The 15,255-nt window shown below is 67.2% G+C and carries 12 protein-coding genes; 9 read left to right on the forward strand and 3 right to left on the reverse strand.

Translation table 11 applies throughout. From position 1 onward, the window contains the following. Nucleotides 1–91: 91 nt before the first annotated feature. Nucleotides 92–727: a Pr6Pr family membrane protein gene (locus X946_RS01870; RefSeq protein ID WP_038743460.1), complete on the reverse strand. Its 636-nt coding sequence runs from the start codon at nucleotides 725–727 to the stop codon at nucleotides 92–94. A 275-nt stretch (nucleotides 728–1,002) separates the two neighbouring features. On the opposite strand from X946_RS01870, the gene X946_RS01875 reads away from it, so the two are divergent. From X946_RS01875 to X946_RS01895, 5 genes are all read left to right on the forward strand, one after another. Further along, nucleotides 1,003–1,539, forward strand: coding sequence for a cytochrome b (locus X946_RS01875; RefSeq protein ID WP_038743462.1), 537 nt, complete (start codon nucleotides 1,003–1,005; stop codon nucleotides 1,537–1,539). Between the two features lie 322 nt (nucleotides 1,540–1,861). Beyond that, nucleotides 1,862–2,251 carry a DUF2946 domain-containing protein gene (locus X946_RS01880; RefSeq protein WP_038743464.1) on the forward strand — a complete coding sequence of 130 codons (390 nt, stop codon included), beginning with the start codon at nucleotides 1,862–1,864 and terminating at the stop codon, nucleotides 2,249–2,251. An 87-nt stretch (nucleotides 2,252–2,338) separates the two neighbouring features. After that, nucleotides 2,339–4,519, forward strand: a complete 2,181-nt coding sequence (locus X946_RS01885) for a TonB-dependent copper receptor (protein WP_038743466.1) — start codon at nucleotides 2,339–2,341, stop codon at nucleotides 4,517–4,519. 330 nt (nucleotides 4,520–4,849) lie between these two features. Then, nucleotides 4,850–5,944 (forward strand): esterase/lipase family protein, encoded by a 1,095-nt coding sequence (locus tag X946_RS01890; protein ID WP_038743468.1) that lies wholly within the window; start codon nucleotides 4,850–4,852, stop codon nucleotides 5,942–5,944. Nucleotides 5,945–5,947: 3 nt separating this feature from the next. Further along, nucleotides 5,948–6,982, forward strand: a complete 1,035-nt coding sequence (locus X946_RS01895) for a lipase secretion chaperone (protein ID WP_038743470.1) — start codon at nucleotides 5,948–5,950, stop codon at nucleotides 6,980–6,982. A 174-nt stretch (nucleotides 6,983–7,156) separates the two neighbouring features. On the opposite strand, the gene pdxR is transcribed toward X946_RS01895, so the two are convergent. Then, a complete protein-coding gene (gene pdxR, locus X946_RS01900) occupies nucleotides 7,157–8,686 on the reverse strand; it encodes a MocR-like pyridoxine biosynthesis transcription factor PdxR (protein ID WP_038743473.1) in 1,530 nt (509 codons plus the stop codon). Nucleotides 8,687–8,794: 108 nt separating this feature from the next. Here pdxR and X946_RS01905 point away from each other — a divergent pair, with 108 nt between their 5' ends. From X946_RS01905 to X946_RS01920, 4 genes are all read left to right on the forward strand, one after another. Continuing rightward, entirely contained in the window at nucleotides 8,795–9,907 is a 1,113-nt protein-coding gene (locus X946_RS01905) for an ABC transporter ATP-binding protein (protein ID WP_038743474.1), read from the forward strand. A gap of 74 nt (nucleotides 9,908–9,981) precedes the next feature. Continuing rightward, a complete protein-coding gene (locus X946_RS01910) occupies nucleotides 9,982–11,028 on the forward strand; it encodes an ABC transporter substrate-binding protein (RefSeq protein WP_038743476.1) in 1,047 nt (348 codons plus the stop codon). Nucleotides 11,029–11,136: 108 nt separating this feature from the next. After that, complete coding sequence (locus X946_RS01915; protein WP_038743858.1) at nucleotides 11,137–12,396, forward strand: ABC transporter permease; 1,260 nt, start codon at nucleotides 11,137–11,139, stop codon at nucleotides 12,394–12,396. A gap of 28 nt (nucleotides 12,397–12,424) precedes the next feature. Further along, entirely contained in the window at nucleotides 12,425–13,264 is an 840-nt protein-coding gene (locus tag X946_RS01920; RefSeq protein ID WP_038743860.1) for an ABC transporter permease, read from the forward strand. 126 nt (nucleotides 13,265–13,390) lie between these two features. Here the strand turns inward: X946_RS01920 and X946_RS01925 are convergent, their stop codons facing one another. Further along, the gene (locus tag X946_RS01925) at nucleotides 13,391–15,139 is read right to left on the reverse strand and encodes a S53 family peptidase (RefSeq protein WP_038743478.1); all 1,749 of its coding nucleotides are present in this window, start codon (nucleotides 15,137–15,139) and stop codon (nucleotides 13,391–13,393) included. Nucleotides 15,140–15,255: the final 116 nt, after the last annotated feature.

Raw genomic sequence — 15,255 nt, forward strand, 5'->3', positions numbered from 1 at the left:
GCGCGCCGCTAGCCGAGCGGAGCGCGGCCTGCTTCGCGGCGCTGCCGCGTCGGGCCGGCGATCCGCGGCGCGCGAATGCGCGGCAACGTCGTCAGGCGTGCTCCGTCTGCGGCGCGAGCGAGCCGGCACGGTTGCCGAGCAGCACGATCAGCGCGGCGAATCCGAGGCTGCCCGCCGCGATCGCGCCGCTGTACGCGGCGACCATCATATAGCCGTGCGTGCGCGGATCGACGAACGGATACGGATACCAGTCGATGAGCGCGCCGCGCACGAGCGTATAGCCGAGATACGCGACCGGAAACGCAAGCCAGCGCGCGAGCTGCGACCAGTCGATCCGCACGCGCGGCGCGACGTACAGCCAGTCGAGAAACACCGCGACCGGTATGATCCGATGCAAGATCCAGTTCGTGTAATAAGGCGTCGCGTGATGCACCGCGTCCAGATGCGCAAGCAGCAACTCGTAGACGATGCCCGTGATCGCCATGTAGAGCACGACGGCGCCGCGCGCGGACTCGTATCGTCGTGACGGCGGCTTCGCCGCGAGCCACAGGCCCGCGAGCAGCACGATGGCCGTGTACAGGCTGCTGAGTTGGGTGAAGTAGCTAAGGAAATTGTCGAGCCGAAAGGTCGGCGCGTTCCATCTGAGTGCGATGCTATGGCACGTCGCGGAAAGGATCAGCCCGCAGCCAGCGAGCCTGTAGGCTGAGACAAAAGCGGCTTTCTGCATGATGGGGCCTTGCGTGTTGCGATGACGCGGGCGTCGTGGCACAACCGTGCCCGACCGCTCGAATATTGAATCGAGAATAGTTCAAGCATCGCTACGCCGACATGCGGCTCTACCCGAGCCTGAGCGTCATGCGAGCGGCGATCCTCGGCCCGCGATCGCGCGGAAACTTGATTCAGCCGCATGGCCCACGCATCGCGCGTCATTACAATCCGATGACGTCGCGCGCGATACGGCGCGCGATGCAGTGGTCCCCCTCAATACGAACGAGACGAATCATGAATCGCATCCTTGCCGGCCAGGCGCGCTACAACCGTCCCGCCGTCTTCTTCCATTGGGCGATCTTCCTGCTCGTCGCGCTCGCGTATCTCGCGATCGAGGTGCGCGGGCCGAAGGGCACCGACAGCCGGGTGTTCTGGTCGAACGTCCATTACCTTGCCGGCGCGCTCGTGCTGGCGTTTGCGGCGCTGCGGATCGTCTGGCGCTTCGCGAGCCGCGCGCCGGACGAATTGCCGCAGCCGGCGTGGCTCGCGCTGCTCGCGAAGCTCGCGCATCTCGCGCTGTACGTGTTCATCGTGGCGCAGCCGCTTCTCGGCATCATGACGCTGAACTTCGGCGGCAAGCCCGTGACGCTCGCATGGATCGACTGGTCGTTCACGCTGTTCAGCCCGAATCCGGGCCTGCGCCCGGCGATCAAGGAAGCGCACGAATTGATCGGCAACGTGTTCTATTACGTGATCGGCCTGCACGCGCTCGCCGCGCTCTGGCATCACTTCGTGAAGCGCGACGAGACGCTGCGCAGAATGACGTTCTGACGCGCTTGGTCTTCACGGCGCGCATCGTTGCGGATGCAACGATGCGCGTGCGCGGCTGGCGCGCAGCTGCAGCCGCAGCCGCTGCAGCCCCGCAGCCGCTGCAGCCCCGCACCCGCACCCGCACCCGCACCCGCACCCGCACCCGCACCCGCACCCGCACCCGCACCCGCACCCGCGACTGCACCTGCACCTGCACCTGCGACGGCGACGGCGCCTGCGCCTGCGGCGGAGACCGCGACCGCGACCGTTTCGCGCTATCCAAGCCCGCAAACATTCTGTAACATTCGGGCGGCTTTACATTCCCTTTACGCAACACCGCGCCATGTCCAACCGATTCCGCAAACTGACTGCCTGGCTGGGCATGCTTGCGATCTGGTTGGCGATCGTCGCGCCGCTCGTCTCGCAGGCGAACGCGCGGCTCGCCGCGCGTTCCGATGCCGTGATCTGCGGCGACGAGCACCACGCTCGGGCGGTCGAAGCGGGCGTCGCGCCGGGCGATGCAGCGCACGGCGGCGCGCACCATGCGCTGCATCTCGACGCCTGCGGATATTGCGCATTCTTCGCGCACGGCCCGGCGATCGGCGTGGCCGCGCCCTCCGTCTTCTCCGCGCACGTGGCGGCCGTCGCGCCGGCCGTCTTCTCTCGCGCAGTCGAGCCTTCGCTCGAGCGCTACACGCGCGCCTATCCGCGCGCCCCGCCGAAAGACGCCTGAACGCCTGATTTCATTTCCGTTCATGCCGTCCCCGCATCCGTTCGATCCGACGATCGCGCGGAAGGGGCGTCTTTCGAGTTTCGATTCATGACATCCAAGTTCTTGTGTCACGCGCACGCCGCGCGTGGAGACCGTGCGCGCCGCCGGCGGCGCGCGATCAGCCTGACCGTCCCCGCGCTCGCGGCGGGCGCCTTCCACCTCGCGCCGGCCGTCGCGCAGACGGCCGGGCCGGGACACCGGCACGATGCGGCCGGCGCGACGAGCAGCACGACGAGCAATACGCCGACCAGCACGCCGGCGGACGCGCCCGTGCTGCCGACGATCGAGGTCGTCGCGGCGCCCGAATCGACGCCGCTCGTCGTCGTCACCGATCCGAAAACGCCGCGCCAGCCGCTGCCCGCGAGCGACGGCGCCGATTATCTGAAGACGATTCCCGGCTTCGCGTCGATCCGCAGCGGCGGCACGAACGGCGATCCGGTGCTGCGCGGGATGTTCGGCTCGCGCCTGAACATCGTCGCGAACGGCATGCCGACGCTCGGCGCGTGCCCAGGCCGGATGGACGCGCCGACGTCGTACATCGCGCCCGAGAGCTATGACAAGGTGACGGTCGTCAAGGGGCCGCAGACCGTCTTGTACGGACCGGGCGCGTCCGCCGGCACGGTACTGTTCGAGCGCGTGACGCCGCGCTTCAAGACGCCGGGCATGCGCTTCGAGGGCAGCGTCGTGGGCGGCTCGTTCGGGCGCAACGACCAGAACGTCGACGTGACGGCCGGCACGCCGGACTTCTACGGCCGCGTGAGCGCGAACCACGCGCATTCGCAGGATTACGAGGACGGCAACGGCCGCACGGTGCCGTCGCAGTGGGACAAATGGAATGCCGACGCGGCGCTCGGCTGGACGCCCGACGACAACACGCGGCTCGAGTTGATGGCGGGCACGGGCGACGGCTACGCGCGCTACGCGGGCCGTGGGATGGACGGCGCGCACTTCCGGCGCGAGACGTTCGGCTTGAAGTTCGACAAGAAGCACATCGGCGACGTGCTCGACCGGATCGAGGCGCAGGTCTTCTACAACGAAGCCGATCACGTGATGGACAACTACACGCTGCGCATGCCCGATCCGACGAGCAGCATGCCGATGCGCATGGCGTCCGAAGTGCGTCGCCGCACGCTCGGCGCGCGCGTCGCGGCGACGCTGCGCTTCACCGACGCGTTCAAGCTCGTGACAGGCGTCGACGCGCAGTCGAACCGCCTCGATTCGCGCTCGGCGATGGGAATGCAGAACTACGGCGACATGCCGTGGAATCCGCAGGCGAACATGTGGAACGCGGGCGCGTTCGGCGAGCTGACCTGGTATGCGAGCGATGCGTCGCGCGTGATCGGCGGCGCGCGAATCGATTACGCGGCTGCGCGCGACAAGCGCGCGATGATCAGCGGCATGATGATGAGCATGCGCAACCCGACGTTCGACGATCTGCGCTCGCGCGTGCTGCCGAGCGGCTTCGTGCGCTACGAGCGCGATCTCGCGTCGCTGCCCGTCACGTGGTACGCGGGAATCGGTCACACGGAACGCTTTCCTGATTATTGGGAACTGTTCTCGGCGAAGCGCGGGCCAGCCGGATCGGTCAACGCGTTCTCGGCGATCGAGCCCGAGAAGACGACGCAGCTCGACGTCGGCGCGCAGTACAAGAGCGACAAGCTGGACGCGTGGGTGTCCGCGTATGCGGGCTACGTGCAGGATTTCATCCTGTTCGACTACGCGACGGGCCCGATGGGGCAGACGACCCAGGCGACGAACGTCAACGCGCAGATCATGGGCGGCGAAGTCGGCGCTTCGTGGCGACCGCTCGCGCCGTGGCGCTTCGATGCGTCGCTCGCGTATGCGTGGGGACGCAACGTGCAAAGCGGCGCGCCGCTGCCGCAGATGCCGCCGCTCGAAGCGCGCTTGGGCGTCGAATACTCGCGCGGGCCGTGGTCGGCGGGCGGGTTGTGGCGAGTCGTTGCGCCGCAACATCGCTATGCCCTGAACGAGGGCAACGTCGTCGGCAAGGACTTCGGCCCGAGCGCCGGTTTCGGCGTGCTGTCGCTGCACGCGCAGTACAACGTGAGCAAGGCGGTGCAGATCTCCGTCGGCATCGACAACGTGCTCGACAAGGCTTATGCGGAGCACCTGAACCTCGCGGGCAACGCCGGCTTCGGCTACCCGGCGAACATGCCCGTCACGGAGCCCGGCCGCACCGCCTGGGTCCGCTTGAGCACCAAGCTCTAAGCTTTCGCCGGTCCCTTCCTTTCCCCCGCATCGCGGTGCAGCATCCGCGATGCGGGCGGTCTACCCGCTTCGCATCGCCGCTAGCGTCAATCGATTAGAGAGCCGCGTCTAACCGACGGAAAATTTTCGTTAGGCATGCTTCACTCCGTTAGCCGACGCAGGGGGGGCGTTCGTTTAAATCGTCAAAGATCGTCATCGAGCCCTAGGCAGCATCGTTGGGCCGTGCAACTGTGTCGGCGTGCGGGCTGCGTCTTCGCGCGGTGCGAAACGTAGTCATGCGAACAGAAGCGATATCCCCATCCGATACGATTCAAACAACAGGAGACGTACATGGCCAGATCGATGCGATCCAAAGCAGTAGCGGCAGCCGTTGCATTCGCGATGAGCGCGGCGCCCGCCGCGAGCATCGGAATCTTCCTCTCGCTTGCAGGCATGCAATCCGCCGCGGCGGCGACGACAGCCGTGGACACCTACGCGGCGACCAAATACCCGATCATCCTCGTGCACGGCCTGACCGGCACCGACAAATACGCGAACGTTCTCGAATATTGGTACGGCATCCAGGAAGATCTGCAGGCGCACGGCGCGACCGTCTACGTCGCGAACCTGTCCGGCTTCCAGAGCGACGACGGGCCGAACGGCCGCGGCGAGCAACTGCTCGCGTACGTGCAGCAGGTGCTCGCCGCGACGGGCGCGTCGAAGGTGAACCTGATCGGCCACAGCCAGGGCGGGCTCACCTCGCGCTACGTTGCTGCGGTCGCGCCGCAGCTCGTCGCGTCGGTGACGACGATCGGCACGCCGCATCGAGGCTCGGAGTTCGCCGACTTCGTGCAGACCGTGCTGGCTTACGATCCGACGGGCCTGTCGTCGTCGGTGATCGCCGCGTTCGTCAATGTGTTCGGCATCCTGACGAGCAGCAACAACAACACGAACCAGAACGCGCTCGCCGCGCTGAAGACGCTCACGACGGCGCAGACCGCAACCTACAACCAGAACTATCCGAGCGCGGGGCTCGGCGCGCCGGGCTCGTGCCAGACGGGCGCGCCGACCGAGACGGTCGGCGGCAACACGCATCTGCTGTATTCGTGGGGCGGCACGGCGATTCAGCCGACGGTGTCGATTCTCGGCGTGACGGGCGCGACCGATACGAGCACGATTCCGGTCGTCGATCCGGCGAATGCGCTCGATCCGTCGACGCTCGCGATGCTCGGCTCCGGCACGGTGATGATCAATCGCGGTTCCGGCGCGAACGACGGACTCGTGTCGCGTTGCAGCTCGCTGTACGGCCAGGTGCTCAGCACGAGCTACAAGTGGAATCACCTCGACGAGATCAATCAGCTGCTCGGCGTGCGCGGCGCGTATGCGGAAGACCCGGTTGCGGTGATCCGCACGCATGCGAACCGGCTGAAGACGCAGGGTGTGTGATCGATGAAGGGTGAAGGCGGCATCGCGCGACGCGTCGCGCTCTATGGGGCGGCCGGCGTCGTTGCGGCCGGCGCGGTTTGGTACGTCGTCGGCGCGCCGGCGAAGCACGATGCCGGCGCGGCCGGCGTCGCGCCCGCCGCCGCCGCATCGGCGCCCGCCGTCGCGGCGGCGGGCGCCGATGCGGGTTCCGGCGCGAACGCGCTGCCGAAGTCGCTGGCGGGCTCGTCCGCGCCGCATTTGCCGCTCGATGCGCAAGGCCATCTCGCAAAAGTGCGCGCGGTGCGCGACTTCTTCGATTACTGCCTGAGCGCGCAGAACGAGCTGAGCCCGCAGGCGCTCGATGCGCTCGTCTCGCGCGAGATCGCCGCGCAGCTCGACGGCACGGTCGCGCAGGGCGAGGCGCTCGACGTGTGGAAACGCTATCGCGCATATCTCGCCGAGCTCGCGAAGCTGCCGGACGGCGGCGCGCCCGGCAACAAGTTCGATCTCGCGACGATGCAGCTCGCGCTCGATCAGCGCGCGTCGATCGCGAGCCGCACGCTCGGCGACTGGAGCGCGCCGTTCTTCGGCGCCGAGCAGCAGCGGCAGCGCTACGATCTCGCGCGGTTGAGGATCATGCAGGACGCGTCGCTGACGGATGCGCAGAAGGCCGCGCGCCTCGCGGCGCTCGAGCAGCAGTTGCCGCTCGATCAACGCACCGAGCTCGCGCGTGAAAAGCAGCAGAAGGATGCGATCGCGCAGATCGCGCAACTGCAGAAGTCGGGGGCGTCGCCCGACGAAATGCGCGCGCAGCTCGCGCAATCGCTCGGCGCGCAAGCCGCGGATCGCGTCGCGAAGATGCAGCAGGCGAATGACGCGTGGCGTGCGAAGTACGACGAGTATGCGGCGCAGCGCGCGCAGATCGATGCGCAGAATCTGGCGCCGCAGGATCGCGACGCGCAGGTCGCGCAGCTGCGGCAGCGCTATTTCACGGAGCCGGGCGAGGCGCTGCGCGCGGCGTCGCTCGATCGCGGCGGCGCGGCGACGCAGACGCAATAGCGCGTCGGGCATGCGCGCATGCGGCATGCGCGCGTGCGTGTGCGCATCCCTCGTTCGAGAGCGGGGCGCGCGCGTGCCCGGTTATGCCGCGTCTGCCGCGCATCACGCGTATCACGCACATCACGCACATCACGCACATCACGCACATCACGCACATCACGCACATCACGCACATCACGCGACACGCCGCTTCCCGCTTCGATCCAGATGCACTTCGATTGTTTGCGCGAGCGTATCGAACGCAGGCGCGATACGCTCGTTCGGCACGCACGCATAGCCGAGCAGCAAGCCCTCGCGCGCCGTCTGCGCATGGTTGTAATACGTGGTGAGCGGACGCACGATCACGCCCGCGTCGAACGCGGTTTGCGTGATCGCACGATCGTCGCAGCCGTTCGGCAGTCCGATCACGAGGTGCAGGCCCGCTTCGTCGCCCATTACCGGCAGCGCGTCGCCGAAGCGCGCGCGGATCGCATCGATCAGCAACTGCCGGCGCTCGCCGTACAGCGCGCGCATCCGGCGCACGTGCGACGTCAGATAGCCGTCCATGATGAACTCGGCGAGCACCGCCTGTTGCATCAGCTGTCCTTCGCGATACAGCTCGGACAGCCCCGTCCTGAACGTTTCGACGAGATGCTCGGGCACCACCATGTAGCCGAGCCGCAGGCTCGGGAACAGCATCTTGCCGAGGCTGCCGACGTAGATCACGCGGCCCGCGTCGTCGAGCCCCTGCAGCGACGCGAGCGGCCGGCTGCCGTAGCGGAACTCGCTGTCGTAATCGTCCTCGATGATCCAGCATTGATGCTGCCGTGCATATTCGAGCAGCATCCGCCGCCGTGCGAGGCTCATCACCATGCCGAGCGGATATTGATGCGACGGCGTGACGAGCGCGAGCCGCGGCGGATGCTTCAGATCCTGCGCGCGCGGCGCGAGCCCTTCGTGATCGACGGGCACGGGCGCGAGCACGAGGCCCGCCGCTTGCAGCACGCTGCGCACGCCCCAGTAGCATGGCTCCTCGACCCACGCGCGATCGCCGACGTCCGCGAGGAGCCGCACCGACAGGTCGATCGACTGATGAATTCCGGTCGTGATGATGATCTGGTCGGGCGAGCATTTGACTGAGCGCGCGACGCGCAGATAGTCCGACAGCGCCCGGCGCAGCGGCCGGTAGCCGCCGCCCGGCGCGTAGGTGAGCAGCTCGGGATTCGCTTCCTTCCACAGCCGCGCCTGCAAGCGGCTCCACGTGCGCGCCGGAAACTCCGACACGTCAGGCACGCCCGGCATGAACGCCCCCCACTGGCGGCGCGACACGCCCGCGTGCTCGATGAGCTGCGCGCCGCGCGTCGACAGCGCGCCGTGCGCGCGCTGCCGCGCGGCGAGCGACTCGTCCGACGCGTGCGTGTGCGCGCCGGCTTGTGCGCGCATCGCCGCGGCGTCGGGGCGCGTATCGGCGACGTAGGTGCCGCTGCCCGTCGTCGTCAGCACGTAGCCTTCGGTCGTCAACTGGTCGTACACGTGCAGCACGGTATTGCGCGCGATCGCGAGATCGGTCGCGAGCGTGCGCGAGCTCGGCAGCTTGGTGCCGGGCGTGAGCTCCCCCGACAGGATCGCCTGCTGCATCAAGCGCAGCAGTTGCCGGTACATCGGCTCGGCCGAGTGCCGCTCGAGCCGCGCGGCGAGCCAGTCGGAGAGGATCACGGTGTCCAAAGTGGTTCTACCGAAAATATTGAAATGGTTCCCTATTGTAGGACCGTGTGCGCCGTATAGTGAATCGCATCTCGAAATATCGAGCCAGGACGAAAAGGGGACGGGACGATGAAGACCGATGATGCGATCGTCAGCTTTCGCGGCGTGCGCAAGACCTACGACGGCGAAACGCTCGTCGTCAAATCGCTCGATCTGGACATCCGGCGCGGCGAATTCCTGACGCTGCTCGGGCCGTCCGGCTCGGGCAAGACCACGTGCCTGATGATGCTCGCGGGTTTCGAATTCCCGACGGGCGGCGAGATTCGCCTCGACGGCGAGCTGCTGAACCACGTGCCGCCGCATAAGCGCCACATCGGCATGGTGTTCCAGAATTACGCGCTCTTTCCTCATCTGACCGTCGCGCAGAACGTCGACTATCCGCTGAGCGTGCGCCGGATGCCCGCCGCCGAGCGCAAGACGCGCGTCGCCGCCGCGCTCGAGATGGTGCGGATGGAGCGCTTCGCGAAGCGCTATCCGGCGCAGCTGTCGGGCGGCCAGCAGCAGCGGATCGCGCTCGCGCGCGCGCTCGTGTTCGAGCCGAAGCTCGTGCTGATGGACGAACCGCTCGGCGCGCTCGACAAGCAACTGCGCGAACACATGCAGTACGAACTGAAGGCGCTGCACGAAAAGCTCGGGCTGACCTTCGTCTACGTGACGCACGATCAGGGCGAGGCGCTGACGATGTCCGATCGCGTCGCGGTGTTCGACAAGGGCGTCGTGCAGCAGCTCGACACCGTCGATCGGCTCTATGAATCGCCGTGCAACGAATTCGTCGCGAATTTCATCGGCGACAGTAACCGGCTGCGCGGCACCGTCGCGAGCGTGAACGGCGAGTTCTGCGAATTCCGGCTCGACGACGGCACGCGTCTCGTCGGCCTGAACGCAGGCAGCGCGCAAGCGGGCGCGGCGGGCGTCGCGTGCATCCGCCCCGAGCGGATGAGCGTCGCGCCGGGCGACGGCCGCGCGGCGCACGGTGCGGCGAACGGTGCGGCAAACGCGCTGTCCGGCGAAGCGCGCAGTCTCATCTACTTCGGCGACCACGTGCGGATGCGCTGCGCGCTGCCGGGGCAGGACGAATGCTTCGTCAAGGTGCCGCTCGGCACGGGTGCGCTCGACGCGTTCACGCCGGGCGCGCCGATCTCGCTCGAGTTCCGGCCCGAGCATCTGCGGGTTTTCGCATGATCGCGAGGCCGCGCGCCACGCATCGCGTTTCGCACAACAACCACGCTTCATCACCTGTCACGAGAGGAAACATCATGGACCACACGTTCTCCACGCCGCGCCGCGCGGTCGCGCTGCTGTCGCTCGCCGCGTTCTGCACGGCGGCGGGCGCGGCCGAGCTGACCGTCGTCAACTTCGGCGGCGCGAACGGCGACGCGCAGAAGGCCGCGTTCAACCAGCCGTTCGAGAGGGCGACCGGCAACAAGGTCACGGCCGTCGAGTACAACGGCGAGCAGGCGAAGGTGAAGGCGATGGTCGAGGCGAAGCACGTGAACTGGGACGTCGTCGAGGTCGAATCGGGCGATCTGAATCGCGGCTGCGACGAAGGGCTGTACGAGAAGCTCGACTGGACGAAGATCGCAAAGCAGTCCGATCTGATTCCCGAATCGCCGCAAACGTGCGGCGTCGGTTTCTTCGTCTGGTCGACGGCGCTTGCGTACAACGCGGACAAGCTGAAGAGCGCGCCCGCCGGCTGGGCCGATTTCTGGGACGTGAAGAAATTCCCGGGCAAGCGCGGGATGCGCAAGGGCGCGCGCTACAACCTCGAGTTCGCGCTGATGGCGGACGGCGTCGCGCCGAAGGACGTCTACAAGGCGCTCGCGACGAAGGCGGGCCAGGACCGCGCGTTCAAGAAGCTCGACGAGCTGAAGCCGAACATCCAGTGGTGGGAGGCGGGCGCGCAGCCGCCGCAGTTTCTCGTCGCGGGCGATGTGGTGATGTCGACCGCGTACAACGGCCGGATCGGCGCCGCGCAAAAGGAAGGGAAGAACCTCAAGGTCGTCTGGAGCGGCAGCATCTACGATCTGGACTACTGGGCGATTCCCAAAGGCTCGCCGAACAAGGCGCTCGCCGAGCAGTACATCGCGTACACGCTCTCGCCTAAGCCGCAGCAGGCCTATGCGCAGCACATCTCGTACGGCCCCGCGAACGTCGCCGCGATCAAGGCGCTCGACGCGAAGACGCTTGCGAACCTGCCGAATTCGCCGGCGAACGGCAAGAACGCGGTACTGCAGAACATCACGTTCTGGACCGATCACGGCGACGAGCTCGAGCAGCGCTTTGCCGCGTGGGCGTCGAAGTGACGGCCGCATGAGCCGATGAAGCCACCGGCCGCGCGCGCCGCGATCATGGTGCGGCGCGCGCGGCGTTCCTTCGAACGGCGTTTCGGCCGGAGACAACCGTTGAATACGATGACGATCGCTACGCAGTCGGCGCCGCCGGCTCAATCGCTCAAGCGTGAACTGAAAGCGGCCGAGGCCAGGAAGCGCGCGACGGCGCTCTTGCTCGTCGCGCCGCTCGCGATATTCCTGCTGCTCGTGTTCGTGGTGCCGATCGGCGCGCTGCTCACGCGCGCCGTGCAGAATCCCGAGATCGCAACCGCGCTGCCGCACACGGTGGCCGCGCTGTCGAGCTGGGACCGCAAGGCGCCGCCTGCCGATGCCGCGTACGCGGCGCTTGCCGCCGACCTCACGCGGATCGCCGACGGCGAGGCGATGGGCGCGCTCGCGCGACGCCTGAACACCGAGATTCCCGGCTATCGGTCGCTCGTCGCGAAGACCGCGCGCGCGATGCCGTTGACGCGTGACGCAAACGCGCCGCTCGCGCCGGCCCAGGTACGCGCGAAGCTGATCGAGCTCGACGAGCGCTGGGGCGATCCGGCGTACTGGCAGGCGATCGCGAAGAACGGCAGCCGCTATTCGCCGTTCTATCTGCTCGCGGCGCTCGACCACCGGCAGGACGGCTTCGGCAGCGTCGTGCCCGCCGATCCCGATCAAGCGATCTATCTCGCGATCTTCGGCCGCACGCTGCTGATCGGCTTCGCGGTCACGCTGTTCGCGCTCGCGCTCGGTTATCCGCTCGCATACTGGATCTCGACGTTGCCCGAGCGCCGCGCGAATCTCGCGATGATTCTCGTGCTGATTCCGTTCTGGACGTCGGTGCTCGTGCGCGTGGCCGCGTGGATCGTGCTGCTGCAAAGCGAGGGGCTCGTCAATCGCGCGCTGATCGACGTCGGGCTGATCTCGCAGCCGCTCGCGCTGCTGTTCAATCGCGTCGGGGTGTACATCTCGATGACGCACATCTTGCTGCCGTTCATGATCCTGCCGCTCTACAGCGTGATGAAGTCGATTCCGCCGAGCTATCAGCGCGCGGCCGTGTCGCTCGGCAGCCATCCGTTCGCCGCGTTCTGGCGCGTGTACGTGCCACAGACCTATCCGGGCGTGGGCGCGGGCGCGCTGCTCGTGTTCATCCTCGCGATCGGCTATTACATCACGCCCGCGTTGCTTGGCGGTCCGAATGATCAGATGGTCAGCTACTACGTCGCGTACTTCACGAACGTGACGATCAACTGGGGGATGGCGTGCGCGCTCGGCGGCCTGTTGCTCGCCGCGACGCTCGTGCTTTACGCGGTGTACGGCCGCTTCACGCGTTCGCAACCGAGCCTCGGTTGAGCGAAGACGGGTGAACAGGGAAACGAACATGAAACTGCTTGCGAAGCCGCTCTTTGCGCCGCACATGTCGGTGGTCGAGCGCGCGTGGTATTTCGCGCTGCGCGGCCTCGTCGTGCTGACGCTGCTGTATCTGATCCTGCCCGTGCTCGCGATCGTGCCGCTGTCGTTCTCGTCGAGCACGTTCCTCGTCTATCCGATGCCGGGCTTCTCGATGCGCTGGTACGAGAACCTGCTCGCGTCCGACGAGTGGCGGATGGCCGCGAAGAACAGCTTCATCGTCGCGCCGGCGGCGACGCTCGTCGCCACCGTGCTCGGCACGCTCGCCGCGATCGGCCTCACGAAGGCGGACTTTCGCGGCAAGGGCCTGCTGATGGCGGTGCTGCTGTCGCCGATGATCGTGCCCGTCGTCGTGGTGGGCGTCGGCATGTATCTGTTCTTCGCGCCGCTCGGCCTCGCGAACACGTACACGGGGCTCATCTGCGCGCATGCGGCGCTCGGCGTGCCGTTCGTCGTGACGACCGTCGCGGCGACGCTGCAGGGATTCAACCAGAATCTCGTGCGTGCGAGCCTGTCGCTCGGCGCGAATCCGCTGACGACGTTCTTTCGCGTGACGCTGCCCGTGATCGCGCCGGGCGTGATGTCGGGCGCGCTGTTCGCGTTCGCGACGTCGTTCGACGAAGTGGTCGTCACGCTGTTCCTCGCGGGCGCCGACCAGACGACGCTGCCGCGCCAGATGTTCACCGGCATTCGCGAGAACATCAGCCCGACGATCGCCGCGCTCGCGACGATCCTCATCGTGTTCTCGACCTGTCTGCTGCTTGCGCTCGAATGGCTGCGCGGGCGCAATGCGAAGCGCGCGGTGAGTTGAGGCCGTGGTATTCGGAAGCAGGCGCGGCGCGCCTCCGGTCGCGCCGCGCTTGTCGCTTGTCGCCTGCCGCCTGCCGTCAATCGAGCGCCGCGCGGTTGCGCGCCGCGCTCGCCCACGAACGCCGGTTCAATTGAAGCCGCCCGAGCGGATCAGTTGGTTCAGGTTCGAGATGTCGATGCTGCCCCAGCCGGTCGGGTAGTCCCAGCCCTTCGACGCGTTGTAGCCGTAGCCCTGATAGCCGTTGTTGCCGGACGTGATGTCGTAGCGCACGAGCGACGCGTGCGTCGGGATCGAGTGATAGAAGCGCGCGGCCGGGAAGCCGAGGTTCGCGCCGTTCGCCGACAGGATTCGCGCCCAGAAGCCGCTGAAGATCGGCGCGGACAGGCTCGTGCCGCCGATCTGCTGCAACTGGCCGTAGTTGTAGATGTAGGCGCCGGTGCTTTGCGCGGCGTCGAACGACACGTCGGGCAGTTTGCGGTGGCTGCCCGACTGCCACGACGGATTCGGCAGGATCGTGCTGATGCCGCCGCCCGTCGCCCACAGCTTGCCGTTGCCGTCGAGCCCTTCGTTCCACACGGTCTCGTTCGAGAACGCGCCCGACGACGACGTGTAGAGCGTCGTGCCGCCGATCGCGAGCACGTGCGGCGACGACGCGGGCCACGATACCGAGTAGTTCGAACCGTCCGGATAGCCGCGGTTGTTGCATTCGTAGACGCCTTCGTCGCCCGACGACACCGCGAACGTCTGGCCCTGCGCGGCCGCCTGCGTGAAGATCTGCTCCTCGGCGGAGAGCGTGCCGTCGGCGTTCGCGTCGGTCTCGCACCAGCCGAGCGACACGTTGATCACTTTCGCCGCATTGTCCGACACGGCCTGGTTGAACGCCTGCGTGAGGCCGGTGTTGCCCGACGCGTTGAGGTCGGCCATGTAGAAGATCAGTTGTCCGACCTGACCGCCCGCGGAGCCGACGATCGACTGGCTGTCGAGATCCCATTCGCCCTGGCCTTCCTGATCGTCGCCGTAGTTGCCGCCCGAGCCGTTGGTCTGTACGGTTTGCGTCGACACGTCCGGATAGCCGTTCGCGCTCGTGAACTGCTGCAGATCCGACAACGCTTGCGACACGCCGCCGATCGTCATGATGCCGACCGTCGCGTTCGTTGCGGTCGGCACGCCGGTCGCGTCGTAGAGCGCGGGGAATTCAGACGGATAGTGGCCCGTCGCCGTGCCGGACGCGAGCGCCTGCGGCTTCGCGATCGCGCCGATCTTCGAGAGCGGCCGCGCGCGCGCGACGTTCTGCAGGCCGAGCACGGAGCCGACGACATCGCCGAGCGCGCGCGGCACTTGCGCGCTCGACGCGTTCGCAAAGCCCGAGCGGCCCGCGTATTCGAAGTGCACGAGCGACGTGTTGAACGCTTGCTTTACCGTGCCCGCGGTGCCGCGCGCGGAGACGAGCATGCGGTTCGGCGCGACGCGAATGTCGACGAAGCCGCTCTTGCGCAGATAGTCGACGACTTGTTTCACCTGCGCGTTGGTGGGCGCGTAGTTCGACAGGAACTGCGCGCTCGTGATGAATTGCCGGTACTGCGAGCTATGCGGATCGTTGACGTTGCGCGCGACGGCCTTCAGTTGCTCGGCATTGCGCAGCTTCAGGCTGACCACGACGTGCGCCGCTTCGCCGGGCGCGACTTCGAGCGACGCGGCGTTCGCGTTGCGGGCGAGCGTCTCGATCTGCGCGTGATTCAAGAAAGCTTGGGTGTGCGTATCGACCCAATCCGTCGCGCCGTATGCGACGCCGGCGGCGAACGCGAGCGGCCACACGCAGGCAAGGCGCCTGCACAGCGGGGAGAGGGTGAGTGCAAAATCGGCGGTCCTGTTCATCGAGTGTGTCCTTTTGAGAGAGTGCGACGTTGTCAAGCTCTGTCCCTTGTGGGGACGAGAGCGCGCTAAGCGTATGCGAGCACTCCGCTGTCCGGTAACTGACAGTTCGAATAGCT

This window comes from Burkholderia sp. ABCPW 111 (assembly GCF_000773065.1).
GTDB lineage: Bacteria > Pseudomonadota > Gammaproteobacteria > Burkholderiales > Burkholderiaceae > Burkholderia > Burkholderia savannae.

Bases quoted from the DNA above. Each gene is read 5' to 3' on its own strand.
- X946_RS01870 (WP_038743460.1), bottom strand. From the start codon at position 727: ATGCAGAAAGCCGCTTTTGTCTCAGCCTACAGGCTCGCTGGCTGCGGG.
- X946_RS01875 (WP_038743462.1), top strand. From the start codon at position 1,003: ATGAATCGCATCCTTGCCGGCCAGGCGCGCTACAACCGTCCCGCCGTC.
- X946_RS01880 (WP_038743464.1), top strand. From the start codon at position 1,862: ATGTCCAACCGATTCCGCAAACTGACTGCCTGGCTGGGCATGCTTGCG.
- X946_RS01885 (WP_038743466.1), top strand. From the start codon at position 2,339: ATGACATCCAAGTTCTTGTGTCACGCGCACGCCGCGCGTGGAGACCGT.
- X946_RS01890 (WP_038743468.1), top strand. From the start codon at position 4,850: ATGGCCAGATCGATGCGATCCAAAGCAGTAGCGGCAGCCGTTGCATTC.
- X946_RS01895 (WP_038743470.1), top strand. From the start codon at position 5,948: ATGAAGGGTGAAGGCGGCATCGCGCGACGCGTCGCGCTCTATGGGGCG.
- X946_RS01905 (WP_038743474.1), top strand. From the start codon at position 8,795: ATGAAGACCGATGATGCGATCGTCAGCTTTCGCGGCGTGCGCAAGACC.
- X946_RS01910 (WP_038743476.1), top strand. From the start codon at position 9,982: ATGGACCACACGTTCTCCACGCCGCGCCGCGCGGTCGCGCTGCTGTCG.
- X946_RS01915 (WP_038743858.1), top strand. From the start codon at position 11,137: ATGACGATCGCTACGCAGTCGGCGCCGCCGGCTCAATCGCTCAAGCGT.
- X946_RS01920 (WP_038743860.1), top strand. From the start codon at position 12,425: ATGAAACTGCTTGCGAAGCCGCTCTTTGCGCCGCACATGTCGGTGGTC.
- X946_RS01925 (WP_038743478.1), bottom strand. From the start codon at position 15,139: ATGAACAGGACCGCCGATTTTGCACTCACCCTCTCCCCGCTGTGCAGG.